Origin of the sequence: Aureimonas sp. SA4125, assembly GCF_019973775.1 — a bacterium.
Classification (GTDB): Bacteria; Pseudomonadota; Alphaproteobacteria; order Rhizobiales; family Rhizobiaceae; genus Plantimonas.
On the sequence record NZ_AP025032.1, the window covers coordinates 13,072 to 36,125 of the forward strand.

Here is a 23,054-nt window from a genome sequence, read left to right on the forward strand (position 1 = left end):
GCCAGGATGACTAACGTGATCGGGCCGCGGCTCTCGGTTGAAGGGGCCGCGATCCCAGCTTGAATGGACGGCGGCCCAGCCTGAACGGGCTTCAGCCGCAGCCTGAACTGGCTGCCGCCGTCGCTCCTCAGGCTGCGTCGTCGCTCGTCCCGTCCACAGGCTTCGGCTCCGCCATCACCTTCGGGCCGCCCTTGGCGACACCGACCATGGCGGGGCGCAGGACCCGGTCGCCGATGGCGTAGCCGTCCTGAACGACCTGGACGACGGTGTTGTTGGCAACCTCGGCGTTCGGAACCTCGAACATCGCCTGGTGGAAATTCGGGTCGAAGCGTTCGCCTTCGGGCTCGAGCTTCTTGACGCCGAACTTCTCCAGCGTCGCCAGCATGCCGCGCTCGGTCAGTTCGACGCCGTCGAGAAGCGTCGCAAGGCCGGTCTCGCCACCCTCGCGGGCGCCTTCCGGCACGGCGGCGATGGTGCGGCGGAGATTGTCCATGACCGACAGCATCTCGCGGGCAAAGCCGGTGACCGCGTAGGTACGGGCGTCCTTGACCTCGCGCTCGGTGCGCCGGCGCAGATTCTCCATGTCGGCGGCGAGCCGGAGCATGCGGTCCTTCAGATCGGCGTTCTCGGTCTCGAGCCCCTCGATCCGCTCGGCGGCGATGCTGGCGATGAAGGCCTCGGCCTCATCCTCGGAATAGTCGCCGCGCTCGAATGGCGAGCGCTCGCGGGCACCCTGCGATGCGGCCTCCGGCGCCGGGTCGACGTGGGTCTCGTTGCCGCGGTCTTCGGTGTCGCTCGTCATGATGGTCAAAATCCTCGCGTTTCGCACCCTCGCTGCCGACTCTCGCAGGAGGATCGGAAGGGGTGGATCGTTGAAATGTGCTGTGCCCGGGATATCGAATGCGGCGAGCGGAAAATCAAGGCTTTCGGCAATCCGATCGGCCCGGACGGCTGGCTGGCGCCACCCGTCCGGGGCCTTCGGCGATCAGGACCGCCGCGCCGCCGCGACCTGCGCCAGGAGCCGCGAGACGAGGCGGGCGGTGTAGTCGACCATCGGCACGATGCGGCGATAGTTGAGCCGTGTCGGACCGATCACGCCGACGGCGCCGATGACCTTCTGGTCGCCGTCGCTGTAGGGCGCGACGACGAGCGAGGAGCCCGACAGCGAGAACAGCTTGTTCTCCGAGCCGATGAAGATCCTGACGCCATTGCCCGTCTCGGCAAGGTCGAGCAGTTCGATGATGCCGCTCTTGGTCTCCAGCTCGTCGAAGAGGAGCCGCAGCCGGTCGAGGTCGTCCGACGCCGTGACGTTTTCGAGGAGGTTGGCCCTGCCGCGGACGATCAGCCGTGACGGCTGGCCGGAGGCCGCTCCCGACCAGACGGCAAGGCCTTTTTCGACAAGGCCCTGGCTGAGGATGTCGAGCGCCGTCGCGGCCTCGTCCTTCAAGGCCTGCACGCGGTCGCGCGCCTCGCCGAGAGTGCGGCCGACGACATGGGCGTTGAGGAAGTTGGAGGCCTCGACGATCTGCGCGGCCGTGACGCCGGCCGGGAGGTCGATCACCCGGTTCTCGACGTCGCCCTTTTCGCCGACGAGGACGGCGAGCGCCTTCGTCGGCTCCAGCCGGATGAACTCGATGTGCTTCAGGCGCATGTCCGTCTTCGCCGTCAGCACGAGACCTGCGCCGCGCGAGAGGCCCGACAGGAGTTGGCTCGCCTCCGTCAGGAGCGAATCGAACGGCCGGAGATCCCCCGTCGCCTTGACCTTTTCCTCGATCGCCTCCCGCTCGCCCTGCGGCAGGTCGCCGATTTCGAGGAAGGCGTCGACGAAGAAGCGCAGGCCAAGCTCGGTCGGCATGCGTCCGGCGCTGATATGGGGCGAATAGATGAGGCCGAGTGTCTCGAGATCGCTCATCACGTTGCGCACCGAGGCCGGCGAGAGCGCCGTCGTCAGCAGCTTGGACAGAGCACGCGATCCCACGGGTTCGCCGAGGTCGAGATAGGATTCGACGATCAGGCGAAAGATGTCCCGCGACCGCTCGTCCAGCATCGCGGGAAAATCCGGTGCGGGCAGTCTGAACTCGTTCATCGGGCGTTCTCTCAGCATCGGCCATCACTATACGGTGCTTGAAGAAACTGTCCAAGTGGCAAGGATGGGCGACGCCGAGTCGGACGGTGGCCGGTTCGCCAACAACCCATGGCAGCGCGTTTCGAACCGCTTTGGCCGGATTTATTTTGCCCATGGCCCCCGGCTCGTGGTTAAACGCCGGTTCGACGGGAATCGCATGAGCATGCGCCCTCACACAGTAGCGACCAGGGATCTGAACCATGCGGCCTTCCAAACGCGCCAATGACGAATTGCGCGCCGTCTCGCTCGAACGCGGCGTGTCCCTCCATGCCGAGGGCTCGTGCCTCGTCAAGTTCGGCAATACGCATGTCCTGTGCATGGCGAGCCTCGAGGAGCGCGTGCCGCCCTTCCTGAAGAATTCCGGCAAGGGCTGGGTCACCGCCGAATACGGCATGCTGCCGCGCGCCACGGGCGATCGCATGCGGCGCGAGGCGTCGAGCGGCAAGCAGTCCGGGCGCACCCAGGAAATCCAGCGCCTGATCGGCCGCTCGATGCGCGCCGTGGTCGATCTGGAAGCCCTCGGCGAGCGCCAGATCACCATCGACTGCGATGTCATCCAGGCCGATGGCGGCACCCGCACGGCCGGCATCACCGGCGCCTTCGTCGCCCTCAACGACTGCCTCGCCTGGATGGAAGGGCGCGGCATGGTCACGCGCTCGAAGGTCCTGAAGGACCACATCGCGGCGATCTCCTGCGGCATCTACAAGGGCGAGCCGGTGCTCGACCTCGACTATCTCGAGGATTCGGCCGCCGACACCGACGCCAATTTCGTCATGACCGGCCGCGGCGGCATCGTCGAGATCCAGGGCACGGCCGAAAAGGAGCCGTTCAGCGAGGCGGAGCTGGCGAGCCTGCTTGCCCTCGCCAAGGGCGGCATCGGCACGCTCGTCGAACTGCAGCGCCAGGCGATCGCCTGAGGGATTTCGAGATGAACCGCAGGATCGACGGCAAGAGGCTCCTCGTCGCCAGCCACAACAAGGGCAAGATCCGCGAACTCGACTTCCTGTTCGGCGGTCTTGCGATCGACCTCGTCACCGCCGGCGAGCTCGGCCTGCCCGAACCCGACGAGACCGGCACGACCTTCGTCGAGAACGCCCGGATCAAGGCGCTCGCTTCCGCGACGGCGGCGGGAGAAGTGGCGCTTGCCGACGATTCCGGCCTCTGCGTCGACGCCCTGGACGGCGCGCCCGGCGTCTACACGGCCGACTGGGCCGGCCCCGACCGCGACTGGTCGATGGCCATGCGCCTCGTCGAGGAGAAGCTGCACCAGGCCGGCGCCACCGAGCCCGCACGGCGCGGCGCGACCTTCGTCTCGCTGCTCTGCCTCGCCTGGCCCGACGGCCACACCCAGGAATATCTCGGCGAGCGCCGGGGAACGCTGGTCTGGCCGGGGCGGCACGGCGACATGGCCTATGGCTATGATCCGGTCTTCATGCCGGATGGCGAGACGCGCACCTATGGCGAAATGAGCGCCGAGGAGAAGCACGGCTCGATCTGGACCGCGCCCGGCCCGCTGTCGCACCGCGCCCGCTCGGTGCAGAAGCTCGTCGCCGAGGCCTTTCCGGAGGGCATCCGACCCGCCGCCCGGCCGGACGCCGTCGGATGAGCGCGGGATGACCGAGACGCCCGCTTTGCCCCCGGACGCTTCTGCCCCGTCTGCGACGGTCCGCAGCTTTCCGCCCGTGGCGCGCGAACCGGGTTTTGGCGTCTACGTGCACTGGCCGTTCTGCGCGGCGAAGTGCCCCTATTGCGACTTCAACAGCCATGTCCGCCACCAGGCGATCGACCAGGAACGCTACACCGCGGCCTTCACCCGCGAGATCGGCGAGATGGCGCGGCGCTCGGCCGGCGAGCGGGTGACCTCGATCTTTCTCGGCGGCGGAACGCCGTCGCTGATGCAGCCGCGCACCGTCGGGGCGATCCTCGACGCCATCGGGCGCGCCTGGCCGGTCGATGCGGATGCCGAGATCACGCTCGAGGCCAATCCGTCCAGCGTCGAGGCCGAGCGCTTCCGCGGCTACCGCGCGGCCGGCGTCAACCGCGTCTCGCTCGGCGTCCAGGCGCTGAACGATCGGGATCTGAAGTTTCTCGGCCGGTTGCACAATGTCGGCCAGGCGCTGCAGGCGATTGGCCTCGCCCGCGAGATCTTTCCGCGCCTGTCCTTCGACCTGATCTATGCCCGGCCTGGCCAGACCGTCGAGGGCTGGCAGGCCGAACTCACCCAGGCGATCGACCTCGCCGCCGACCATCTGTCGCTCTATCAGTTGACCATCGAGGAGGGCACGCCGTTCTATGCCTTGCGCAAGGCCGGCAAGCTGCCGGTGCCGGACGGCGAGCTGTCGGCGGCACTCTACGAGGCGACGCAGACCCTGACGGCGGCCCGCGGCCTGCCGGCCTACGAGATCTCCAACCATGCCGTGCCGGGCGCCGAATCGCGCCACAACCTCAGCTACTGGCGCTACGGCCTCTATGCCGGCGTCGGTCCCGGCGCGCATGGGCGGCTGATGGGTCCCGATGGGCGCCAGGCGATCGCCACCGAGCGCCATCCCGAGACCTGGCTGAAGATGGTCGAGGACTGGGACAATGGCATCGTGACCGACGACACGCTGTCGCCGTCGGAGGAGGCGGACGAGTTGCTGCTGATGGGCCTCAGGCTGACCGAAGGCATCGACCTCGCCCGCTGGCGCCGGCTGACCGGCCGCGACATCGACCCCGTCAGCGAGGCCGATCTCAAGGCGCACGGCATGGTCGAGCGCCTCGGCCCCGACCGCATCCGCGCGACGCCGGCCGGCATGCTGGTCCTCGACGCCGTCGTCGCCGATCTCTGCTAGGCTGGCGGCATGACCCCCGAGCGAAGTGAAGACGACCTTCCCGAGGCCCTGGAGCCCGCCGAGCCGTCCCGTGTCGACGACCGCGGTGCTGCCGGCGGCGCGGACGCGACACTCGGCTTTCGCGTCCGCGACAAGGCGTTTCTCGGGCACCGGCCGGAGCCCGGGCTCTATCTCGTGGCGACGCCCATCGGCCATCTCTCCGACATCACGCTCCGGGCGCTGGAGGTCATCGCCGGTGCCGACCGGCTGGCCTGCGAGGACACGCGCGTCACCGCGACGCTGCTCGCGCGCTACGGCATCAAGCGGCGGATGACGCCCTATCACGAGCACAATGCGGAGGAGTCCGGCGCGGGCCTCCTCGCCGAGCTCGTCGCGGGCAAAAGCGTCGCGCTGGTCTCGGATGCCGGCACGCCGCTCGTCTCCGATCCCGGCTTCCGCCTCGTCGGTCTCGCTATCGAAGCCGGCATTGCGGTGATCCCGATCCCCGGCGCCTCGGCGGTGATGGCGGCGCTCCTCGCCTCCGGCCTGCCGTCGGACGCCTTCTTCTTCGCCGGCTTCACCCCGCAAAAGCAAGGCGCGCGGCGGGCGCGGCTGACGGAACTGACGCGCATCCCCGGCACCCTCGTCCTCTTCGAGGCGCCGCACCGCATCGCCGACGCCCTCGCCGACATGGCCGCCGTCTTCGGCGCCGATCGCCCCGCCGCCGTCTGCCGCGAGCTGACCAAGGCCTACGAGACGATCTACCGCGGCACTCTCTCGACGCTGGCGGCTGAGTTCGCGGCGATGGAGCGGGTGCGCGGCGAGATCGTCGTCTGCATCGCGCCGCCGCCGGCGGAGGCCGCCGCGAGCTTCGAGGACACGGATGCGATCCTTGCCGGGTTGCTCCAGGAGATGAAGCCGACGCAGGCGGCGCAGGAGGCCGCACGCCTCACCGGCCTGCCGCGCCGCGACCTCTATGCCCGCGCCCTGGCGCTGAAGGCGCCGCGCTAGCGCCATGGCGCGGCCGGCGGCCCCGCGCGGACCCGAGGAACGCCGCCGGCGCTTCGCCCGCGGCCACCGCGGCGAATGGCTCGCCGCCTGGGCGCTGCGCCTCAAGGGGTATCGCATCCTCGCCACGCGGCACCGCACGAAACTCGGCGAGATCGACCTCATCGCCCGCCGCGGCGACCTCGTCGCCATCGTCGAGGTCAAGGCCCGCGCGAGTTTGGAAGAGGCGATGGACGCCGTCGGCCCGGCAGCGCAGCGCCGCATCGAGCGCGCCGCCGACCTCTGGCTGGCCCGGCAGCGCGACCATGCCAGGCTCTCGCTGCGCTTCGACATCGTCGCCGTGCTGCCGCGGCGCTGGCCGGTGCATGTGACGGATGCCTGGCGGGGGAGATAGAGCTAGCTAGTTTGCCGACGCGATCCACGGATTGCTGAGTGCCACCCCGGTCTGTTGAAAATCAGCCGTGTTTCGGGTGAGTACGGTCAAGCCATGACAGATGGCGGTGGCCGCGATCGGTCCGTCGGCAAGTCCGAAATGGCGGCCACGAAGACGTGCGTGGGCAGCCCTTTCGGCCCATGTCCTTGCCACCTGATGGTCGATGCCGATGATCCGGTCGGCATACCATTCTTCGGTTCGTTTCGCCCACGCAGCCAATTCACTTCTTCTTCGCCCCTGCGGAAGGATCAGGAGACCCCGACGGATCTCCGCGAGCGTCGTCACGCTCACAAAGAGGTCCTCGGACCTCTGGCTTTCGACGACCCGACGAACGTTGACGTCGGGCGCCGGCTTGTAAAGCTCAGAGATGACACAGGTGTCGACGAGAAACGGCATCTAGAATTCAAAGTCCACTTCGCGGGGAGAGCTTTTGTCGCGCTCCAGATCAAGCCCTTCGAATGAGGGACCGTTCAAGAGGTGCTCTTTGAAGCTCGGCTGTGGGACAAGCCGTGAATAATCCGCCGCCTTGACGACCACCACCGCCTCGCCCTCGCGCAGAATCGTCTGCGGTCCCTCGCTGAGGGCGCGGTCGATGATCTCGCCGATCCGGGTCTCGGCATCCTTCATGCGCCAGTCCATGATCGCCTCCTCGGATCGTCTCATCGCCTGCTTGGTCGTCGCGGCGCCATGCTTAGCACGTCCACCGCCACCGTTCACCGACGGCGCGATTGCCAGCGGCGCGTTTCCCCGATACCTCCCCGGCAACCAATGCCCGAAGGAGCGCCCCATGGCCCTTACCGTCGCGGTCCAGATGGACCATGTCTCGTCGATCTCGATCAAGGGCGACAGCACCTTCGCCCTGTCGCTGGAAGCCCAGCGCCGCGGACACAGCCTCTACCACTACACGCCCGAGCGCCTGTCGATGCGCGATGGCCGGGCCACGGCGCGGGCCGAGCCGATGGTGCTGCGCGAGGAAGAGGGCAACCACTTCACGCTCGGGCCGCAGGAGCGCATCGACCTTGCCGATACCGACGTGGTGCTGCTGCGCCAGGACCCGCCTTTCGACATGGCCTACATCACCTCGACGCACATCCTCGAGCGGGTTCACCCGAAGACGCTCGTCGTCAACGACCCGGCCGCGGTACGCAACGCGCCGGAGAAGATCTTCGTCACCGAATTTCCCGACCTGATGCCGGACACGCTGATCACCAAGGATCCGCTGGAGGTCGCCGCCTTCCGCGCCGAGTTCGGCGAGATCGTCATGAAGCCGCTCTACGGCAATGGCGGGGCCGGCGTCTTCCACATCACGAAAGAGGACCGCAACCTCACCTCCTTCATGGAGACCTTTGCGCTGCTCTTCCGCGAGCCTTTCATCGTCCAGCGCTATCTCAGCGACGTGCGCAAGGGCGACAAGCGCATCATCCTCGTCGACGGCGAGTTCGCCGGCGCGATCAACCGCGTGCCGTCGGAGACCGATGCCCGCTCGAACATGCATGTCGGCGGAAGGGCCGAGGCGACGGAACTGACGGAGCGCGAGCGCGAGATCTGCGCGCGGATCGGCCCCGCGCTGAAGGAGCGCGGCCTTCTCTTCGTCGGCATCGACGTCATCGGCGACTATCTGACCGAGATCAACGTCACGTCCCCGACCGGCATCCGCGAGGTCAAGCGCTTTGGCGGCGCCGATATCGCCAGCCTTTTGTGGGATGCCATCGAGGCAAGGACGGGCACCGGCCGCTGACATGCAAAGTTAATTTGATTTTAAGCAAATTTTCGAGCGCGTCGGCAAAACCGATTCGGCTGGTTTTGTTCACTTCTCGTTCTTGCTTTATCCAGATAAGTAAGATAGGTTTATCTTAGGAGAACATCCACGGGTTGCGGGCGCCGGACGGCGCCTGCGGTGGGAGGGCGCCGGATGGTGTCGCGGGTGAGGACGGTGGCATTCCAGGGGGTCGAGGCGATCCCCATCGATGTCCAGGTGATGATCGCGCCGGGCAAGATGGGGATGCAGATCGTCGGCCTGGCCGACAAGGCCGTGGCCGAGAGCCGCGAGCGGGTCCAGGCGGCCCTGCATGCTTCCGGCCTGTCGATGCCGCCGAAGAAGGTGACGGTCAATCTCGCCCCGGCCGACCTCCCGAAGGAGGGAAGCCATTACGACCTGCCGATTGCCCTCGGACTGATGGCGGCGCTGGGCGCCATTCCGTCCGACGCTCTTGCCGGCTTTCTCGTTCTCGGCGAGCTCTCGTCGACGGCATGATCGCCGCCGTCGCCGGCGTCCTGCCCGCCGCCATGGGAGCGAACGCGATCGGCGTCGGCCTGATCTGCCCGGCAGCCTGTGGATCGGAAGCGGCCTGGGCCAGCGCCGACATGCCGATCGTCGCGCCGCGCAGTCTCATCCAGCTTGCCAACCATTTTCGCGGCACGCAGGTTCTCGGCCGGCCCGAGCCGGCGATCCGCAGCGCGCCCGAGGGCGGCGCCGACCTCAGCGAGATCAAGGGTCAGATCGTCGCCAAGCGCGCGCTCGAGATCGCGGCCGCCGGTGGCCACAATCTCCTCATGGTGTGATACATAAACAGCAGGATCGCGGGTCTTGACGACTCAGTGGAGTGTTCTCCATGGGCGTAGCCTATACACGACTGGATTCCTGCTCACGATGGCACACGACAACGGTCAGGTCGTGACGATCGGCTGCAACTTGTGCAGGACGAGCCACCACTACCTACCTGCGGATCTGCGGACGTTGCTCGGCGACATCGACATCGATACGATCCCGCGTCGATCGACCTGCGAGGCATGCGGTCGACGGGACTACCTGCGTATCCGCGTATGGTCGCCGGTTCTGCCGGAGGAGCGAGCGGGCCTAGTGGTCCGACGACTTCAATGGGTCGTCACGATCCGGCGCCCGATCTGGCGCGAAGAGGGGTGGGAATGATGGGCTGGCGCACGGATGACGCATACGAGAAGACGCGGCAGGCCGACCATGCGGCCTGGCTCGCGTCGTTGTCCCGGCAAGATCGTCTGCGGGTCCTGGCTGGCGAGTGGTTCCGGCTGGCTGCCCTCGCCGGGTTCGTCGGCTTCGCCGCGTACCTGCTGACGCGCAGCACCCCGCCGACGTGAGCCGTCGCTCTCGTCGGCTTGAACGCGGACTCAGAGTACCGGAGCGGCGAGCATCGCGACCGCCCCTTGGCGGACGACGCGGGAGTTCTCGGGTGCGAGATCGGTTCCCGGGGTAGCCGCAGGAGCGGCGCCGCAGGCGGGGCGGGACCGACCACCCCCGACGAGCACACCACGCCCCCGGCAGGGTCTTCCGTCCTTGCTGGCCTCTTCCTGCGCGTCGGCGTTCGACAGGAGCGGCAAAGACGGTTCGGGTGGTGTCCAAGCCCACCCAAGGAGGCGAAGCGCTTAAAACGGCCTTCCTGCGAGCCGCCTGAGCGACAAGTTTGAGGCGGGTGGCACTTTCCTACCCCGGCGAATCCTTGCGACGTGGCAGGCATGCCAACGCCGTCAGACGGCCGCTAAGCTCCGCTTGCCCGTCCCTCGCGCCGCGAACTTCCCGGCGAGGGGGCCGCTCGCCGGGCCGGGTTCTCCCGACACCGCGGCGAGGAGGCGCCGGCCGCGAGCGCGCCAGTCCGACAGGCAGCGCGACGGGGCGCGGTCGGCGGCGATGAAAAGGTGTCGCCATCCGCTGAGGTCGTCGTCGGCGAGGGTCGCAAAGACGGCCTGGAGGGTGTCGTCGGTCGCGATGCTGAGGTCGCGGCCGAGGGTGCTGCACCAAGGCTCGCCGGGCTGGCGGACGCGGCGCCACTCGCGTCCGGACGACGTCGCCGTGACCTCGTCGGCGGAGAGCCAAGCGCCCAAGGATTCGTCGAGGACGATCCATTCGGTCGCGCTGCGGCCGGCGGCGCGTTCGCGAGTGTATTGCCGGAGCGCCGTGGCTTCCCGGCGGGATTCGAGAACGTCGGCGATGCCGGTCACGTCGGACGCCGTTCGTAGTCGTCCACCCGGGCCGGAGCTTCGGACTGCGCGACGACGGTCGCGGCATTCGGGTCGCGCTCGATTTCGGCTTTCCCGAGTTTACGGAAGGCGGGCAGGCTCGCCGTGACCTCCTCGCGGTCGGCCCGCACGAGGTCGCGGCGCTGGTCGTCGTCCAGGTGCGACGCGACGAATGCCCGGAGCGGCGGGTCGAGCTTACGCAACGCGGCGACATCTCCCGCGGCTGCCGAAAGGAGGAGGTCGGCCTCGCGGGTCTCCGAACGCACGGCCCGTAGTTTCGTTGCCGTGTCGGCAACGGAACCCGACTCGGCCGCCCAGGCTGCGGCCACGGCGGGCGGCGGCGTGTAGCCCGCGAGGTCGATGCCCTGCCTCTGGCACTCCAGCCAAAGGCGGGCCTGCGCCTCAGCCGGCCACGGGCCGTCCAGCGAGAGGCTGCCGCCCCAATCTTCGGCGGATTTGCTCGCGAGGGCGCGCAAGGTTTCGTCGCTGACGGGGCCAAACAAATCGACATGGTCGCCGCTGTCGAGGAGCTTGGATCGGCCGCTGAGGCCGACGCGGACCCCGGCGGGACTTTCGGTGACATCATTGAAACCTCGGCGGCGCCATTTGTCAGCCAGCGAGATCGCCTCGTCCTCGGAAACGGCTGATTTCCTTCGGGTCTTGCCCGGCTTAGCGGCCGTGGCGGTGCGTGCGAGGTGATCGATGCCGTAGCCGGTGGACTCTGCGATCGCGTTCGCGAGGGCGGCGGCATTCGCGCTGCGCGGTCCCCACATCGAGACAGTGCCGGACTCGTCGTCGGACTCCACCCAGGCGCCGTCGCGCATGAGGACGCGGACCTTCCGCGGGTCCTTGGCATCCACGAGGTACAGGGAGTCGGCGGTGCCGGGCGGGAGAACTGCGTCCGGAAAGCGATCGCGGAGCAAGCCGAGCTTGTAGTCTTGCCGATGCGGCGCCTTCGTCCGGCGGGCGGGGGCGCGGGCGAATCCGCGTGCTGAGAGTGCCATCTGTTTTTCCGTTTCCACGAGTTGGTTTTCAAGGATTCGCGTCTGACGCATCCCGGTGACGAGGGCGGATCGGCGATCGTGCGAGCGGCGTCTCCGGATCGCCGCGACGCGATCTTCTCCGAGCTTCGGTTCTGGCTCGCGAAGGTCACCACGGGCCGCGTAGGAGCGTGGATCGGCCCGGCGCCTGGAACCAGCGGCACAAAGGTGGTCGTTAATGATCGACGCGATGCGTCCGCGCTCGGCGGTCATGGCGTCGGCGAGCTTGCCGTCGCCGAAGCGTCCGCCGCTTTGGAAGATCGCGACGACGGCTGCGTTCCGGCTTGCGGCGAAGCCGGTCTCGGTGCCGGGGTCGAGCGTGCGAAGCGAGATGAGGAGATGCGCGTGGGGCTGCACCTCGTTGTCGCTCGCCATCGGGACGTGGATCGACGTGTCGACGATCGCGCCGGCCGCGACATAAGGCGCGGCGACGTCGGCGAGGAAGGCCCGCCAGCGGTCAGGCGGGAGGTCGCGCGGGATGGCCACTTGGGTCTCCCGCGCCGTATGCGCGTCGCGGCGTTTCTCGGCCAGTTCCGCGCGGCTCCATAGGGCCTCTCGGTCGTGGGCCCAGGCGGGCGCATCGGCGGGCGCCGTAATGAAGGAATCAAGGACACCCTTCTTCCGGCCGTAGTCCCAAGTCTGCCCCGTCCGCGCGTCCGTCAACCGCGTGCCGGCGCGGTAGGCGGCTGCTGCGACGGCGGACCTGCCGCGGCTTCGCTGAACGACGGTGAACCTCGTGCAGAGGTGAGCTTCGTGGGCGGGGAGCGAGGTCACGTACGGATGTCGGGTCCGTCGAAGGTCGCGAAATCGACCTCGCGGTCGTAGGAGTCCGGCATGACGAAGGAGTCGTCCGCCCCGTAGTCGAGAGCCGCGAGAACCGAGGTCGAGCGGCACCGCCGGTCCTCCTCACGCCGTGCGCAGGAGTCCGCACGGTGCCAGCGGTCGCGCGCCGCATCGGCGTAGTCGGCGAGCGCGTCATGATCGGCGCCGCGGACGCCAGCGAGCCGGGCCGAGACGAGGAGAGCTGAGGCGTGGTCCCAGGCTGTGCGCGTGGCCGCTGCGATCTCGCGATGGACGTCCATGATCTTCTCCCTGCCGGCGGCGGGGAGGCCTGCCCCGAAGGGGCGCGTGCGTCGGTCGAAGACCGATGTTGTAACGCGCCTTTGCCAGGAACTGGTTTCCCCTCTCGATGGTGCGGGCGCCGATTTGCTCGGTGCAACCTCCGCACTCACGCTTGATGTCGGGCGCTCCGCGTTGGGCGCCCCCCGGGCCGCGCGAAACCTCGAAAAACGGGGCGGCGGCCTGATCGACGGGAACGGATTCGGCCGTTCTGCGCGATGTGATTCCGCCGGCGGCTTTGGTCGACCGGCGCGACGGGGAGGACGGTCCAGATGGTTGACTTGTCGAAACTCTTGCAGCGGCGGGCACGACTGGAAGCGAGCCTCGCCGCGGCGACGACGACGTTGCGCGATGCCCAGCGGCGCGACGACACCCGCAGGAAGGTCGTCGCAGGCGCGTCGCTTCTGAATGCGATCCGGGATGGAGCGATCTCGGCTGACGTGCTGGCGACTCTCGTCTCACGGATGCAGCCTCGCGATGCCGCGTTGTTCGCCGACGTGGTATCGGTCGCGCAGCGCGACGGGGAGCCGAGCCAGTGAGTCCCGCTGATCTTCTCCGCGAGCCGCCCGCGACCGATGTCGCATGGGGAATCGTCACCACGATCCTGCCGCTCTCGTCGGACGCGACAGCCTTCGCCACCGTCATCCGATACCTGTCGGCGGGCCTACTCGTCGTCGCCTGTGGCTATCTTGGGTACGCGATCCTGTCCGCCGTCCTGCGAGCGGCGGAGCGCGGCGAGGCGTTGTCCGACCGCCAGTCCGGAGCGGTCGCCATGCTTCGCGTCGTGATCGGCCTCGGGTGCCTCGTGCCGGTCGCGGGCGGGTTGTCCGTGGTCCACTACATTCTGCGCGACGGTTTCGCCCGTCCGGGCATCAACATGGCAAACGCGGCGGCGGCATCCGCGGCGGAGTTCGTGCTGCGCGACGGTCATCCGCTGTCCCCTGTGAGCGCGGGCGGGCGCGATCTGGTTCTCGCCGTCGTAGAGTCCGAGGTCTGCGCGAGGGCATATGCCGCCGCGCGCGCGAACCAGGTGATCGGGGGGATGGGGGCGGCTGCGCAGCCATCCCCGTCAGGAGCGGAGGTCGTGAGCCCGGCGCGGGAAAGCTGGTTCCCGTGGAGCGAGGATCAGCCTGCGCGAACGACGGGTTACGTGTGGGATTGGGGGCGGGCCTGCGGGTCCGTGTCGCTCTCGACGGCAGAAGGATTCGGCGACGGCGAATTCGGGACCGCTCGGCGCGAGGCCGTCGCCGCGGTCGTGCGCGAGGTCCAGGCGATGGCATGGGTCGATCGTCTCGCGGGCGCGGTCAGGACGGCATCGGCGACGCATGTGGCCGGACCCGATGCCGAGGCAGCATTCGCCGGCCTCGGCATCCTGCGCGACGGCATCGACGCCGCGCTGCGCGAGGCGGGCGATCGGTACGACCGGGCGCTCTCGGCCGTCGCCGCGCGGCTTTCGACGGGCGACAACGGCGACATGCGCGCGCTCGTCCTCCGCGACATTGATGAGCGGGGCTGGTACGCCCTCGGCTCGTACTACCGGGTCATGGCGCATGCGTCCCTGGTGTCGGCCGAAGCCGTCGCGGAACGGCCGGAGCGGACCAAGCCGGACTCGGCTGCCTGGGAGTCGCTGGCCGGGCCGGTCGGCACCGCGCTCGCACTGGTCGACGGCCAGCTACGGCGAGGAACAGCCCTTGCCGCACTCTCGACGGGCGAGGCGCTGACGGGCGAGGCCACGGAAGGCGGGAATCTCTTCGCGACGCTAATGCAGTCGGCAACCGTGCCAGTGACCGACTTTCTCACGGGATACGACGGCCCCCGGGCGGACCCGATCGGCGATCTCATGTCGCTCGGATCGGTTCTTATGGTGTCCGGCCAAGGCGCATGGGCGGTCTCGCTTGCGGCCTACGGGACGTCCGAGTTTTTCATGGGCGCCGGCCGAGGCGTTATCGATTTCATCATGCTCGCGGGCTGGCCCCTCATCGCCCTGCTTTGGACCGTGGGCGCGATCTTCGCCTATCTCGTGCCGCTTATCCCTTTCATTTTCATGACCTTCGCCCTTGCGGCTTGGGCATGGGAGATCGTCAAGGCCGCGATCGCCGTTCCGATCTGGGCCTTCTTGCACGTCCGAATCGACGACCCCGAGATCGTCGGCCAAGCACAGCGGCAGGGGTACATCTCGCTCCTCGTCGGGGTGCTGCTCCGCCCGATCATCACCGTCGCGGCATTCATCGCCATGCATATGATCAATGCGGTGATCCTCAACGCTTTCCTCGCGGGCTACAACGCGGCCTTCAAAGGCTCGCAGATCGGCTACACGATCGGCGGGACGGGCGTTCTGATCTCGGTCGCTGTCATGCTCTACGTCGAATGGACGATCATTCTATGGAGCTACAGGATGACGACGCAGATGCCGCAAAAGGTTGCCGAGTTCATCGGGTACACGGCCTCGTCGTGGGGCGACGACGATGCCGGAAACACGGTCGTCGGGAGCGTGGCAGGCGGTGCGCGACACCTGCCGAAGCCTAGTAGCGGCTCGTCGTCCAAGGGAGGCGAAGGCGGGTCCGACGACGGCACCAAGCGCGCGGCGAAGGGTGCGGCGAAGCTCGGCGCCAGTGCGGCAGGCGGTCCCAGAGCGGGCGCGCCGGCAGGGGCGGCAGCCGAGAAGGTGTAGCGGAGGAATGGCCTACGCCAGAACGACGAAGGGACGCCGCAGGGTGCCCCTTTTCGGTTGCCGGGTCAGGCGTACAGGACCTTCCAGACGGCGAAGACGGCGGGCAGGACACCGAGGATCAGGAAAGCCGGTGCGGCCTTGGCGAGGATGATCAGGAGAGCGCGGCCGAGGCGGTTTCCGATGCTGGGGTTCATGGTCGTCTCCTGTTCGTTTGTCCGCCGCCCTGGCGGCCGTTCCGACCTCGTCCATCGGCATCGGGCCGGGGTAGCTGCCTCGTCCGCGTAGCGGTCGACGCCCCGCGCTTGGGCATGAACGTCAGCCAGCATGGTGCCGTAGAGTTGTTGAGGAACGGCATCCCGGACGTTCAGGATTCGATCGGATCGGGCTTGCTGGCAGCGGATTCGGCTATCCGTCCGGTCCTAGACCGACAAAAGGGCACCCGCTTGGGGCACCCGTTTTGTTACCCTCCCGCAGATGGGGAGATCGCTTACGAAACCCTGCTGCACATGGGCCGATGGGGTTTGCCCTCCCGCAGATGGGGAGAAATAGAGCCGCCTGTTCGGCGGATACAACCCCCAGAGGGGACCAATCATCTGGGTCGATCGGCCTTGCGGCCTTTCTCTCTCCTGACCCCTGACGGGATCAATCACATGCCCTTTGAAGGGAACCGGAACGGTAGATCGTCGCGGCCGAAGCCTTGATTTTCTAACCCCACGAGGGGGACTGAAACGGTGTCTCAGGGGCTAACCCCGTCAACGCATTCTTTGTCCCATATGGCTCGATAGGCGTCAACAGGATTGATCGAAAAATCATTTGAATCAAATTGTTACGCGCCGTTGAGCCGGGTCTGCCGTGCCGTCAGGACTTGCGTTCAAACGACCGGACAACTGTCCAATAGAGCCAAAGGATCCGAGCGGCAAGCGCCACAAATAAGAATCTCGCAACCAATAGTGTTCCGCTGTTTTCTTTCCACGCATGGTAAAAGAGCCAGGGAATCGAGAACCCAAAGAACAGAAAGAAAAGGACCTTGTCTCGAGCGGTGATCAGCATTTCTCTTTCTCCTGATAGGCGATCGTGGGGTGCAGGTGGAGCACATGCCATGCCGCCGCCTCGGCGAGGGACATGGCATGGCCGGAGGTCCTGGCCGGGAGGTCCATGAGGACCGTGCCGCTCCGGCCGATTACCAGAGCGCTCCAAACCCCGGCGACAACGGTTGCGTGGAGGGTCAGCCGCTCGTCGGCCTCCTCGTCCTCGTAAGGCGTGTCGGCGCCGTGGACGGCGGCGCTCCAGTCGCCCCGGTCCTCCATCCAGACCCCGACTCGAACGTCGCGCCGGACGGGGACGCCGACCGCGAGCGCGGATTTCTTGGGATCGACGCGTTCGTATCCGACGCTCGCGCGCTTCCAGCGGGCCTTCGCGATGTGAGTGACCTCGGCCATGCTACCGCCCCGCCGGGGCGTAGGACGGGTCCGCGGCGCGCACGATGGCGCGCTGGCGGTCGTCGAGCCGCCCCCACGCAACCGAGGGCGTTTCATAGCCCGTGCCGACGAGCTGATCGTGCCGATCGAGGGCGAGGCAGAGCGTGAGCCATTCCGAGCACGATGCCGTGCCGTAGTCTTCGATCGTCCTGTCGCCCGCCTTGATCGCGGCGAGCGCCTTGGTCTCCATACGCATGATGCAGTCTCCAGAGGGAACAGCCCCTCGCCGAGCCGTCGCGCAGCGCGACGGCCGGGACAGGGGCGGGCAGGATGCCCGCCGCCTCGTCAGCCCTTCGCGGCGCGGTAGGCGTTCGTCGCCGCGTCCGCCTCGCGGGCGATCTCGGGATGCCGCGCGCGAACGCGGTCGGCCCCGTCGCCCGTGCCGCCCCACATGCCGCGGCCGTACTCGTCCATCGCCACCCGCCACCAAGCCTGGCGCGTGCCGTCGAGCGCGATGTCGGTGTGGCCCAACGGGATCGCCGCGCCGTGGGTCAGGACGAGGTAAAACCTGGCCATCGCGCGACCGGAGGAGCAGCCCGCCGTCCCGCCCGTCGCAAAGGCCAGAATCTGGTCGGCGACCGTACCGGATGTCCGGGCTACGGTCTGGAGGTCCAAAGCGTGGCGGATCGCACCCTCGCGGACGCGCGGGCGCATTGCAGTCTCGATGTCCATGGGTCTCTCTCCGGGGGGGGGGGGAACCGCTCCCCGATGCGGCGCCGGTAGTCCCCGGCAGCTTGGTGGAGGGCGGCGGGCCGCAGCCCGCCGGGGTCGTCGTCAGGCAGCCTCGCGCTGCTCCCACATCTCGGCGGCGAGGTCTTTCGGCTCCCAGATGTAACGGCGGTAGAGGTCCATCCTCGCCGCGATGTCGTCGGGCCGGCTCACGACCGAAACCGTGCCTGGCTTCTCGGCGGGCGGGTAGAACATGGCGATCGCCTCGCCGTCGTCCACGCAGAGGTGGACGGTCCAACCGCGCGGGACGCCGGCAACGTGATCGACGGCGATGCCGGTCATCGTGTGGGGGTATGCGTCCGACCAGAAACGCTGATCCTTGGAGCGCAGGTTGACGCGCATCCAGTCGGACAGGGTGTGCCACCTGTCGGCATAGGGCGGCCGATCGCCCTCGCGCGAGGGCGTCAGATCTTTCTCGATGTCCATGGGGTGTCTCTCTGGAACTCCGCGTCCCGCTGCGGCGCCGGTCAGCCCGGCGGCTTGGTGAAAGGCGGCGGGCCGTAGCCCGCCGGGAACGCTAGAACGAGCCGTCGTCGGCGGCGCGATCGCGTGCGGCCTGCTGGTGCTGGACCCGGCGTACGAGGTCGTCGGCATCCAGGTCCTCCGGGACCAAGCGTCCGCCGAGGTAGAGGCGCACGGAGTCCACGGCGGCGAAGTCGGCATCTTCCTCGCGACGAACGTAGATGCCGACATCGACGAAAGGCCGTCCGCCGACGCGGCCGCATCCCTCCGTCATGTAGCGGGTGTCGCCGACTTCGCAGCCGTCGTTCTGAGTCGAAACGCGCATCAGGCCACCTCTTCCGTTGGAGCGGCCTTCGCGAAATCACGGGCGGCGCGTAGCGCCTGGGCGGCGGTGCCGTGCCACTCGACGGTCATCTCGTCGATGCCGTCCTTGGCGAGGATGAGGTAGAAGCGGCGGTCGGGAATGCGGCGTCCACGACCCGTCATGTAGTCGCCGCCGAACTCCAGCACCTGTCCCGGCTGCACGTCGGTGAGGTCCACCGTCGCTCCGCGGGCGGCAAGGAAGCGCCGCTCCATGCGAGCCGCGTTCGGACCAGTGAGGACGGCAGCCCAATTTCTCCCGCGTTTGTGCCGCTCGTACGCGGGGTTTTCGAGAGCACCGCCGTCCAGGGCGATCACTTCGCCCCGCCCCGTCGTCTGCGCCGCGTCGCCCGCGGCCTGCATGTCGTCCACGTCGGACATCGCAAAACTCCTTTCTGATCCATCGATCGACGGACTTGCCTGCGACCAAGCGGCTCCGTCCTTTCAAGATGCACATCAGAACATCCTTCGTCCAGGCCAAAAATGAGAAATATGGGATCAGTTTCAATATGGTTAACGGCCATCCTGTCTCCCAAATCCAAGGCAGAGGTAAGACTACATTGTTGACATGAGCGGTCCTCATTCTGAGGCATTGCATCGAGATGAGCGTTATGTCGGCGGAGTAAGCATGGCGAATACTTCACCCGAATCCTTTGCATGAACCGAATACAAGGATTCAAATCAGGTCCCTCGAAGGATTCGCAGGGGTTCGAGCCGCGACGGTCCTGGCCGCGGCAAGGATTCGTCGCGGCGGACTGCGTGACGATCTTGCCGACAGACGGCATCCCGACTGACGCGGCCGGACGGTCTCAGTGGTACGAGGTCGCCAGAACCGAGAGTGTTCCCGAGCGCGTGAACTTTTTTTCGATCAGGCCTCGCCCGCCATCCGCTTTGGCTTGATGAGGGTCGGCCGCAGGGATCCGGAACGGCAGCGAGCGCGGACGGTCCCCGGCACCCCGCCCCGTCCAGTGAAGGCGGCGGCGAGGGCGGACATGATCTGCGCGGCGCCGGGCGCGTCGGTCGCAAGGATCATGAGGGCGGCATCGGCAAGGGCAGCGCGGATCGCGTCGTCCGTCGCCAGCGGCGAACCGTCCGCGGATGCCGCGCGCTGCCGTTCCCGGGACGTGCGCTTGGCCTCGCGCATGTACGCGCGGCGCTCGTCGGCGGGCAGGTCGCGGACGGCGGTCGGTCGCGCTGCCTGCCGGGCGGCAACGGCCTCGTAGAGGGCGTGGAGAGGGTCGGTCGGCGGGGAGATCATGGGCGGATTCCTCGATCGTGTCGAAGAATGGTGCGGGCCGGATGAGCCAGATGCAATCTGTGTTTGACATGTCAAACACGATTTCAAAAATCGGCACTGAAGCTTGGGCCGGGCGGGAGAGGGTGTCGGGGCGTGGAGGCCTTGTCAGGCCCGTAGTGGCGGGAGTGGTGCGGGCGCAGGGCCGCAGGCCCGAGCCACGGTCCCGCCGCGGAGCGGCTTGACAAGGGCGGAGCGCTTCCAAGCTTTCGCAACCGGGGATGGACTGGACAAGGGCCGCAGGCCCGCCGACCTGCCCATCCCCGGACTAGCCTCGCGGCAATGAGCGATGTGTCCCCGTCCGGCCGAAGGCCGGACCTGGCCTACTTCCCGTGCGCCGCAGGCGCACAGCGCCGAAGGCGCTTACCCGCTTTCTGTGTCGGGGGTCGGGCTTGGCGCGAAAAGCCTTGCTCAGCAACGCCACGTCAACGGTTTATTGTCACACATCTAACGAACCATCCGACGTTTAATCGCATATCTAACGTCTCCGCTCTTCCCTCGTCCAACGGCACCGCCACGGCCGCAGAACCGTCCGCGCCGCTGAAACGAGCCTGGGCTTGCATGCTTTCTGTATCGGGTGTCGGGCTGGGCGCGAAAAGCCTTGTCCAGCAAAGCCGCGTCAACGGTTTATCGTCACACATCTAACGACTCGCCGTGCGTTTGATCGCACATCTAACGCCCTTGCGCCTGCCTCCGATCTGCTTCAGCATTTGATCGTAGGCCAACTCGATCGACGCGACGAGAAGGCGCGATCGGGAAGGGAATGAGATGAGTGTAGGGCACCGCCGCCGAAGGGCGCGTCTGCCGGCCGCGGTACTGGCCGAGGCGGCATCCGTTGCCCTCGTCGCTGACGGGTACGACGAGCCGAAGTTGGTTGAGGGGCTGTTCGCTCCTGCATCGCGCGGCGCACTCGTCGAAGCGTTCGCCGATGGCGGCTCCTTCGACCGCGTTGCCCCCGAGACCCCGCGTCCCGCCGAGATGCTGGAAACCGTCACGGTGTCCGGCGGCGCCTCGTTGACGGCCCAGGACCTCGCGCTGCACGAGTTCCTCGTCGCCTCGGCCTACGAGGCCGCTCTCGCCGCTTCCGAAGCGGGCGACGCCTTCCGCATCGTCGGGCGGGAGATGCGCATCCCGATGCGGTGGATTCTGCGGTTCCTCGGGCCGTCCGTGCGGCGGACGCATGTCCTGAAGTCCCTCGCTGCCCTTCGCTCCACGACGGTCTCCTATGGCCTGTCCGGCGGACGACGGTACACCGACGTTCCAATGCTCGTCGGCTGGGCTGAGGAGGACGCGAGCGCCGGGTCCGATGTCGTGGCCTACAGCTTGCCGAGTCCTGTCTGGCACCTCATGGCCGTCCAACCACGCTACGCCTATCTCGAACTCGCCGCGCTCGCCGGGATGGGGACACGGTACGGCATCTACCTCTACCGCCGCCTCGCGCTGCGCACGAACCTGGAGAAGTGGACACTCGACGAGACACCTCTCCGGATCGAGCTCACGCCCGAGGATGCCGCGAGCTGGATCGGGTACGAGGCCCGGCCGATCGTGGCGAGCCGCCTGACGACGACGTTGAAGCGTGCGGTGCAGGACATGGGATCGGTGCGGCGGTTCCAGGTCGAATGGTGCGACCCCGTGACCAAGCCGGGGCGCGGGGCGCCGGTCGCCCGATACGCGCTGAGCGTCACCCTCCGCCCGCCGGGGCGCCACGAGGTGCAGCCCGTGTTCGTGGACCGTGCGATCGTGCCTGTCGTCGGGGGCATGGACGTGCCGGAATACCAGGTGTCCGACGTCGTGTGGCGCAAGATCGACGCATTGGCGCGGAGGCAGCGCGTCTTCGCCCATCACGCCTACGTCCCGGACGCTTGGTTCGTCGCTCTTCAGGAGGCGCTGGTCGGCACGCCCGTCACCAACGACTTCGGCAAGCGGGAGTACCGCGGCCACGCCCTGATGGAGGCCATCCGCAAGCTCACTGCGGACGAGGCCGCCTATCGCTGGGCGGTCGAGGAACTGCGCAACCCCGACCTCATCCTCTTGTCGGAGGCGGTCGGGTCCGACCGCGCGGCCGAACTCACCCGGGAAGCCAAGCGCGCGCGGTTCGAGCGGGTCAACGACAGACGGTTCGGTGTCGACCGCAAGAAGAGGCACCGTCCGGAACGACGGACGCTGGAGGTTCAGGCCGATCGGGCGAAGCGAGCTCGCGAGGAGCGGGCTGCCGAGAGGCGGCGTCGCTGGCCCGAGGCGAACGTGATCTATCTCGAAATGTCCCGACCGGACGATCCTGATCGCGAGGTGGCAAGGCTCCGGCGACACCGCTGGTCCGGCGACACGCTGCGGCTGCTACGCATCCGGTACAGTGTCGGGCCAGAGTTCGTTATGCATGAGGTCGGCGGCGTCCCGGCGACGCTCGACGATGTCGAGGCGTTCCTTACCGGGGACGACCGGACGGCGTGGACCGCCCACTACGTCGCCGATCCGCGCCTGCTGCCGGCGACGCCCGTTACGTCGATCAAGAGGAAAATCGCTCCGTCCCCTGCCTTGGCCGAGGACGAGCCGCAGAGGATGGCGGATTGGGAGAGCGACTACCTGTTCGGCGACATCGAGGCACCCGATGCGATCGATTTCGACGACGACATGGAGACGACGGATGACATCCCGTTCTGAGGCGAGGCCCGTTATGGTGTTAGCGCTTTCGGCAACGATCCATCCCACGTCCGACGTAACGAACATCTCCACTACGAGATGGGGGCCGACTTTGGTTTCGCAATTCAAACCAGAGGTTCGGCATGAGACCGAAAGGGCGCGAGTTAAGTATCGAGCATGTCCCAGTCGTCGCCCAAAACCCATCGCAAGGCGCTCAACTTGCCATTGATCATGCCCCACTCGAAATCGTCCCAAGGGCCGAGGTCGTCGGGATACTTGGCCTCTACACGTTCGGCGGCTTTCAAAGCGCCTTCCCAAATATCGCGAACGACCACGTCCTGAGGGTAGCGACTCCCGGGCTTCCAATCGACCTTCTCGACGATCTTGATCCGACCGGACTCGACACCGTTCCTCAAGCCCCAATGTCGATTGTACCAAACTTTGTCGAAGAGCTCATCGATGGCAGCTAAGATCTCCGAAAGGCGCTTAGGCTCTTCGAACGACTCCATGTCTACATCGGGAAAATCGACGAACCAGTCTGGTGCGTGACCAGTCAGGACCTCCTGGAGATTCACCGAGAATGCGACGTCTTCCTCCTTGAATATGTCCTCAATGTCTGGGTGGGGATGGCGGCGGTCAGTTCCGCTAAAATCATGGTGGTTGTCGGTGACGAAGGCGAAGGTGACACCCGCCCCTCGTTCAGCCTTGACGACATCTGCGAAGGTCTCGATCAGGATGGCATCATCAACGCTGTTCTTCGACTTGTGAAAGGGTGCCCGCTTCTCGATCGCCCTAGTGGCAGCCTTGATCTTCAGGGAGTCCGTCGTCTCCTCGACATGGGATGTGGCTAGTTCCAGCCATATGCAAGTGTCGATCAGGAGGCGCATCATTCTGA

General features: G+C 67.3%; 28 protein-coding genes and 1 pseudogene. 12 read left to right on the top strand and 17 right to left on the bottom strand.

The features are described 5' to 3' along the window. Positions 1-127 precede the first annotated feature (127 nt). The gene (gene grpE / locus Sa4125_RS00055) at positions 128-802 is read right to left on the bottom strand and encodes a nucleotide exchange factor GrpE (RefSeq protein WP_224002340.1); all 675 of its coding nucleotides are present in this window, start codon (positions 800-802) and stop codon (positions 128-130) included. A gap of 183 nt (positions 803-985) precedes the next feature. After that, positions 986-2,086 (bottom strand): heat-inducible transcriptional repressor HrcA, encoded by a 1,101-nt coding sequence (gene hrcA, locus Sa4125_RS00060; protein ID WP_224002342.1) that lies wholly within the window; start codon positions 2,084-2,086, stop codon positions 986-988. A 239-nt stretch (positions 2,087-2,325) separates the two neighbouring features. On the opposite strand from hrcA, the gene rph reads away from it, so the two are divergent. Genes rph through Sa4125_RS00085 form a run of 5 tightly spaced genes read left to right on the top strand, consistent with a single transcriptional unit; the run spans position 2,326 to position 6,337 of the window. Next, positions 2,326-3,042, top strand: coding sequence for a ribonuclease PH (rph, locus tag Sa4125_RS00065; RefSeq protein WP_188848882.1), 717 nt, complete (start codon positions 2,326-2,328; stop codon positions 3,040-3,042). Positions 3,043-3,053: 11 nt separating this feature from the next. Next, entirely contained in the window at positions 3,054-3,731 is a 678-nt protein-coding gene (locus Sa4125_RS00070; RefSeq protein ID WP_224002344.1) for a non-canonical purine NTP pyrophosphatase, read from the top strand. 7 nt (positions 3,732-3,738) lie between these two features. Next, positions 3,739-4,956, top strand: a complete 1,218-nt coding sequence (hemW, locus tag Sa4125_RS00075; RefSeq protein WP_224002346.1) for a radical SAM family heme chaperone HemW — start codon at positions 3,739-3,741, stop codon at positions 4,954-4,956. A gap of 9 nt (positions 4,957-4,965) precedes the next feature. After that, the gene (rsmI, locus tag Sa4125_RS00080) at positions 4,966-5,946 is read left to right on the top strand and encodes a 16S rRNA (cytidine(1402)-2'-O)-methyltransferase (protein ID WP_224002348.1); all 981 of its coding nucleotides are present in this window, start codon (positions 4,966-4,968) and stop codon (positions 5,944-5,946) included. Positions 5,947-5,950: 4 nt separating this feature from the next. Beyond that, a complete protein-coding gene (locus tag Sa4125_RS00085) occupies positions 5,951-6,337 on the top strand; it encodes a YraN family protein (RefSeq protein ID WP_224002350.1) in 387 nt (128 codons plus the stop codon). A 6-nt stretch (positions 6,338-6,343) separates the two neighbouring features. Here the strand turns inward: Sa4125_RS00085 and Sa4125_RS00090 are convergent, their stop codons facing one another. Continuing rightward, positions 6,344-6,772: a type II toxin-antitoxin system VapC family toxin gene (locus Sa4125_RS00090; RefSeq protein ID WP_224002352.1), complete on the bottom strand. Its 429-nt coding sequence runs from the start codon at positions 6,770-6,772 to the stop codon at positions 6,344-6,346. Beyond that, positions 6,773-7,015: a type II toxin-antitoxin system prevent-host-death family antitoxin gene (locus Sa4125_RS00095; RefSeq protein WP_224002361.1), complete on the bottom strand. Its 243-nt coding sequence runs from the start codon at positions 7,013-7,015 to the stop codon at positions 6,773-6,775. 148 nt (positions 7,016-7,163) lie between these two features. On the opposite strand from Sa4125_RS00095, the gene gshB reads away from it, so the two are divergent. The 4 genes and pseudogenes from gshB (at position 7,164) to Sa4125_RS00115 (ending at position 9,490) form a co-directional block, all read left to right on the top strand. Further along, the gene (gshB, locus tag Sa4125_RS00100) at positions 7,164-8,114 is read left to right on the top strand and encodes a glutathione synthase (protein WP_224002363.1); all 951 of its coding nucleotides are present in this window, start codon (positions 7,164-7,166) and stop codon (positions 8,112-8,114) included. 174 nt (positions 8,115-8,288) lie between these two features. Continuing rightward, positions 8,289-8,935 (top strand): annotated as a pseudogene (locus Sa4125_RS00105) (magnesium chelatase domain-containing protein); the annotation flags it as partial. A gap of 91 nt (positions 8,936-9,026) precedes the next feature. Continuing rightward, on the top strand, positions 9,027-9,305 hold the full coding sequence (locus Sa4125_RS00110; protein ID WP_224002365.1) for a hypothetical protein: 279 nt from the start codon (positions 9,027-9,029) through the stop codon (positions 9,303-9,305). Continuing rightward, positions 9,302-9,490 (top strand): hypothetical protein, encoded by a 189-nt coding sequence (locus tag Sa4125_RS00115; RefSeq protein WP_224002366.1) that lies wholly within the window; start codon positions 9,302-9,304, stop codon positions 9,488-9,490. Before Sa4125_RS00110 ends, Sa4125_RS00115 begins: the two co-directional genes overlap by 4 nt. A gap of 387 nt (positions 9,491-9,877) precedes the next feature. Here Sa4125_RS00115 and Sa4125_RS00120 read toward each other — a convergent pair whose 3' ends face one another. Genes Sa4125_RS00120 through Sa4125_RS00130 form a run of 3 tightly spaced genes read right to left on the bottom strand, consistent with a single transcriptional unit; the run spans position 9,878 to position 12,488 of the window. Further along, a complete protein-coding gene (locus Sa4125_RS00120) occupies positions 9,878-10,348 on the bottom strand; it encodes a hypothetical protein (protein ID WP_224002368.1) in 471 nt (156 codons plus the stop codon). Further along, entirely contained in the window at positions 10,345-12,180 is a 1,836-nt protein-coding gene (locus Sa4125_RS00125) for a MobA/MobL family protein (RefSeq protein ID WP_224002370.1), read from the bottom strand. Before Sa4125_RS00125 ends, Sa4125_RS00120 begins: the two co-directional genes overlap by 4 nt. After that, on the bottom strand, positions 12,177-12,488 hold the full coding sequence (locus Sa4125_RS00130) for a hypothetical protein (protein ID WP_224002372.1): 312 nt from the start codon (positions 12,486-12,488) through the stop codon (positions 12,177-12,179). The genes Sa4125_RS00125 and Sa4125_RS00130 overlap by 4 nt, the downstream gene beginning before the upstream one ends. A 309-nt stretch (positions 12,489-12,797) precedes the next feature. Between Sa4125_RS00130 and Sa4125_RS00135 the strand changes: the two genes are divergently transcribed. Then, positions 12,798-13,064, top strand: coding sequence for a hypothetical protein (locus tag Sa4125_RS00135; RefSeq protein ID WP_224002374.1), 267 nt, complete (start codon positions 12,798-12,800; stop codon positions 13,062-13,064). Further along, positions 13,061-15,196 (top strand): DotA/TraY family protein, encoded by a 2,136-nt coding sequence (locus tag Sa4125_RS00140; RefSeq protein ID WP_224002376.1) that lies wholly within the window; start codon positions 13,061-13,063, stop codon positions 15,194-15,196. The genes Sa4125_RS00135 and Sa4125_RS00140 overlap by 4 nt, the downstream gene beginning before the upstream one ends. Before the next feature lie 65 nt (positions 15,197-15,261). Here the strand turns inward: Sa4125_RS00140 and Sa4125_RS24145 are convergent, their stop codons facing one another. The 9 genes from Sa4125_RS24145 to Sa4125_RS00180 form a co-directional block, all read right to left on the bottom strand. Continuing rightward, on the bottom strand, positions 15,262-15,390 hold the full coding sequence (locus tag Sa4125_RS24145) for a hypothetical protein (RefSeq protein ID WP_267461351.1): 129 nt from the start codon (positions 15,388-15,390) through the stop codon (positions 15,262-15,264). A 664-nt stretch (positions 15,391-16,054) separates the two neighbouring features. Further along, positions 16,055-16,246, bottom strand: a complete 192-nt coding sequence (locus tag Sa4125_RS00145; protein WP_224002378.1) for a hypothetical protein — start codon at positions 16,244-16,246, stop codon at positions 16,055-16,057. Then, complete coding sequence (locus Sa4125_RS00150; protein WP_224002380.1) at positions 16,240-16,635, bottom strand: hypothetical protein; 396 nt, start codon at positions 16,633-16,635, stop codon at positions 16,240-16,242. The genes Sa4125_RS00145 and Sa4125_RS00150 overlap by 7 nt, the downstream gene beginning before the upstream one ends. A 1-nt stretch (position 16,636) precedes the next feature. Next, complete coding sequence (locus Sa4125_RS00155; RefSeq protein ID WP_224002384.1) at positions 16,637-16,870, bottom strand: hypothetical protein; 234 nt, start codon at positions 16,868-16,870, stop codon at positions 16,637-16,639. 89 nt (positions 16,871-16,959) lie between these two features. Then, positions 16,960-17,346, bottom strand: coding sequence for a hypothetical protein (locus Sa4125_RS00160; protein ID WP_224002386.1), 387 nt, complete (start codon positions 17,344-17,346; stop codon positions 16,960-16,962). A 102-nt stretch (positions 17,347-17,448) separates the two neighbouring features. Beyond that, positions 17,449-17,829, bottom strand: coding sequence for a hypothetical protein (locus Sa4125_RS00165; RefSeq protein WP_224002388.1), 381 nt, complete (start codon positions 17,827-17,829; stop codon positions 17,449-17,451). Positions 17,830-17,920: 91 nt separating this feature from the next. Further along, positions 17,921-18,190, bottom strand: coding sequence for a hypothetical protein (locus Sa4125_RS00170; RefSeq protein WP_224002390.1), 270 nt, complete (start codon positions 18,188-18,190; stop codon positions 17,921-17,923). Then, positions 18,190-18,606 carry a hypothetical protein gene (locus Sa4125_RS00175; protein ID WP_224002398.1) on the bottom strand — a complete coding sequence of 139 codons (417 nt, stop codon included), beginning with the start codon at positions 18,604-18,606 and terminating at the stop codon, positions 18,190-18,192. Before Sa4125_RS00175 ends, Sa4125_RS00170 begins: the two co-directional genes overlap by 1 nt. A gap of 487 nt (positions 18,607-19,093) precedes the next feature. After that, positions 19,094-19,483: a hypothetical protein gene (locus Sa4125_RS00180; protein WP_224002400.1), complete on the bottom strand. Its 390-nt coding sequence runs from the start codon at positions 19,481-19,483 to the stop codon at positions 19,094-19,096. 804 nt (positions 19,484-20,287) lie between these two features. On the opposite strand from Sa4125_RS00180, the gene Sa4125_RS00185 reads away from it, so the two are divergent. Then, positions 20,288-22,180: a hypothetical protein gene (locus Sa4125_RS00185; protein WP_224002402.1), complete on the top strand. Its 1,893-nt coding sequence runs from the start codon at positions 20,288-20,290 to the stop codon at positions 22,178-22,180. Between the two features lie 143 nt (positions 22,181-22,323). Here Sa4125_RS00185 and Sa4125_RS00190 read toward each other — a convergent pair whose 3' ends face one another. Further along, the gene (locus Sa4125_RS00190; protein ID WP_224002404.1) at positions 22,324-23,046 is read right to left on the bottom strand and encodes a PIN domain-containing protein; all 723 of its coding nucleotides are present in this window, start codon (positions 23,044-23,046) and stop codon (positions 22,324-22,326) included. Between the last annotated feature and the right edge of the window lie 8 nt (positions 23,047-23,054).

Bases quoted from the DNA above. Each gene is read 5' to 3' on its own strand.
- grpE (WP_224002340.1), bottom strand. From the start codon at position 802: ATGACGAGCGACACCGAAGACCGCGGCAACGAGACCCACGTCGACCCG.
- hrcA (WP_224002342.1), bottom strand. From the start codon at position 2,086: ATGAACGAGTTCAGACTGCCCGCACCGGATTTTCCCGCGATGCTGGAC.
- rph (WP_188848882.1), top strand. From the start codon at position 2,326: ATGCGGCCTTCCAAACGCGCCAATGACGAATTGCGCGCCGTCTCGCTC.
- Sa4125_RS00070 (WP_224002344.1), top strand. From the start codon at position 3,054: ATGAACCGCAGGATCGACGGCAAGAGGCTCCTCGTCGCCAGCCACAAC.
- hemW (WP_224002346.1), top strand. From the start codon at position 3,739: ATGACCGAGACGCCCGCTTTGCCCCCGGACGCTTCTGCCCCGTCTGCG.
- rsmI (WP_224002348.1), top strand. From the start codon at position 4,966: ATGACCCCCGAGCGAAGTGAAGACGACCTTCCCGAGGCCCTGGAGCCC.
- Sa4125_RS00085 (WP_224002350.1), top strand. From the start codon at position 5,951: ATGGCGCGGCCGGCGGCCCCGCGCGGACCCGAGGAACGCCGCCGGCGC.
- Sa4125_RS00090 (WP_224002352.1), bottom strand. From the start codon at position 6,772: ATGCCGTTTCTCGTCGACACCTGTGTCATCTCTGAGCTTTACAAGCCG.
- Sa4125_RS00095 (WP_224002361.1), bottom strand. From the start codon at position 7,015: ATGGACTGGCGCATGAAGGATGCCGAGACCCGGATCGGCGAGATCATC.
- gshB (WP_224002363.1), top strand. From the start codon at position 7,164: ATGGCCCTTACCGTCGCGGTCCAGATGGACCATGTCTCGTCGATCTCG.
- Sa4125_RS00110 (WP_224002365.1), top strand. From the start codon at position 9,027: ATGGCACACGACAACGGTCAGGTCGTGACGATCGGCTGCAACTTGTGC.
- Sa4125_RS00115 (WP_224002366.1), top strand. From the start codon at position 9,302: ATGATGGGCTGGCGCACGGATGACGCATACGAGAAGACGCGGCAGGCC.
- Sa4125_RS00130 (WP_224002372.1), bottom strand. From the start codon at position 12,488: ATGGACGTCCATCGCGAGATCGCAGCGGCCACGCGCACAGCCTGGGAC.
- Sa4125_RS00135 (WP_224002374.1), top strand. From the start codon at position 12,798: ATGGTTGACTTGTCGAAACTCTTGCAGCGGCGGGCACGACTGGAAGCG.
- Sa4125_RS24145 (WP_267461351.1), bottom strand. From the start codon at position 15,390: ATGAACCCCAGCATCGGAAACCGCCTCGGCCGCGCTCTCCTGATCATC.
- Sa4125_RS00145 (WP_224002378.1), bottom strand. From the start codon at position 16,246: ATGCTGATCACCGCTCGAGACAAGGTCCTTTTCTTTCTGTTCTTTGGG.
- Sa4125_RS00150 (WP_224002380.1), bottom strand. From the start codon at position 16,635: ATGGCCGAGGTCACTCACATCGCGAAGGCCCGCTGGAAGCGCGCGAGC.
- Sa4125_RS00155 (WP_224002384.1), bottom strand. From the start codon at position 16,870: ATGCGTATGGAGACCAAGGCGCTCGCCGCGATCAAGGCGGGCGACAGG.
- Sa4125_RS00160 (WP_224002386.1), bottom strand. From the start codon at position 17,346: ATGGACATCGAGACTGCAATGCGCCCGCGCGTCCGCGAGGGTGCGATC.
- Sa4125_RS00165 (WP_224002388.1), bottom strand. From the start codon at position 17,829: ATGGACATCGAGAAAGATCTGACGCCCTCGCGCGAGGGCGATCGGCCG.
- Sa4125_RS00170 (WP_224002390.1), bottom strand. From the start codon at position 18,190: ATGCGCGTTTCGACTCAGAACGACGGCTGCGAAGTCGGCGACACCCGC.
- Sa4125_RS00175 (WP_224002398.1), bottom strand. From the start codon at position 18,606: ATGTCCGACGTGGACGACATGCAGGCCGCGGGCGACGCGGCGCAGACG.
- Sa4125_RS00180 (WP_224002400.1), bottom strand. From the start codon at position 19,483: ATGATCTCCCCGCCGACCGACCCTCTCCACGCCCTCTACGAGGCCGTT.
- Sa4125_RS00185 (WP_224002402.1), top strand. From the start codon at position 20,288: ATGAGTGTAGGGCACCGCCGCCGAAGGGCGCGTCTGCCGGCCGCGGTA.
- Sa4125_RS00190 (WP_224002404.1), bottom strand. From the start codon at position 23,046: ATGCGCCTCCTGATCGACACTTGCATATGGCTGGAACTAGCCACATCC.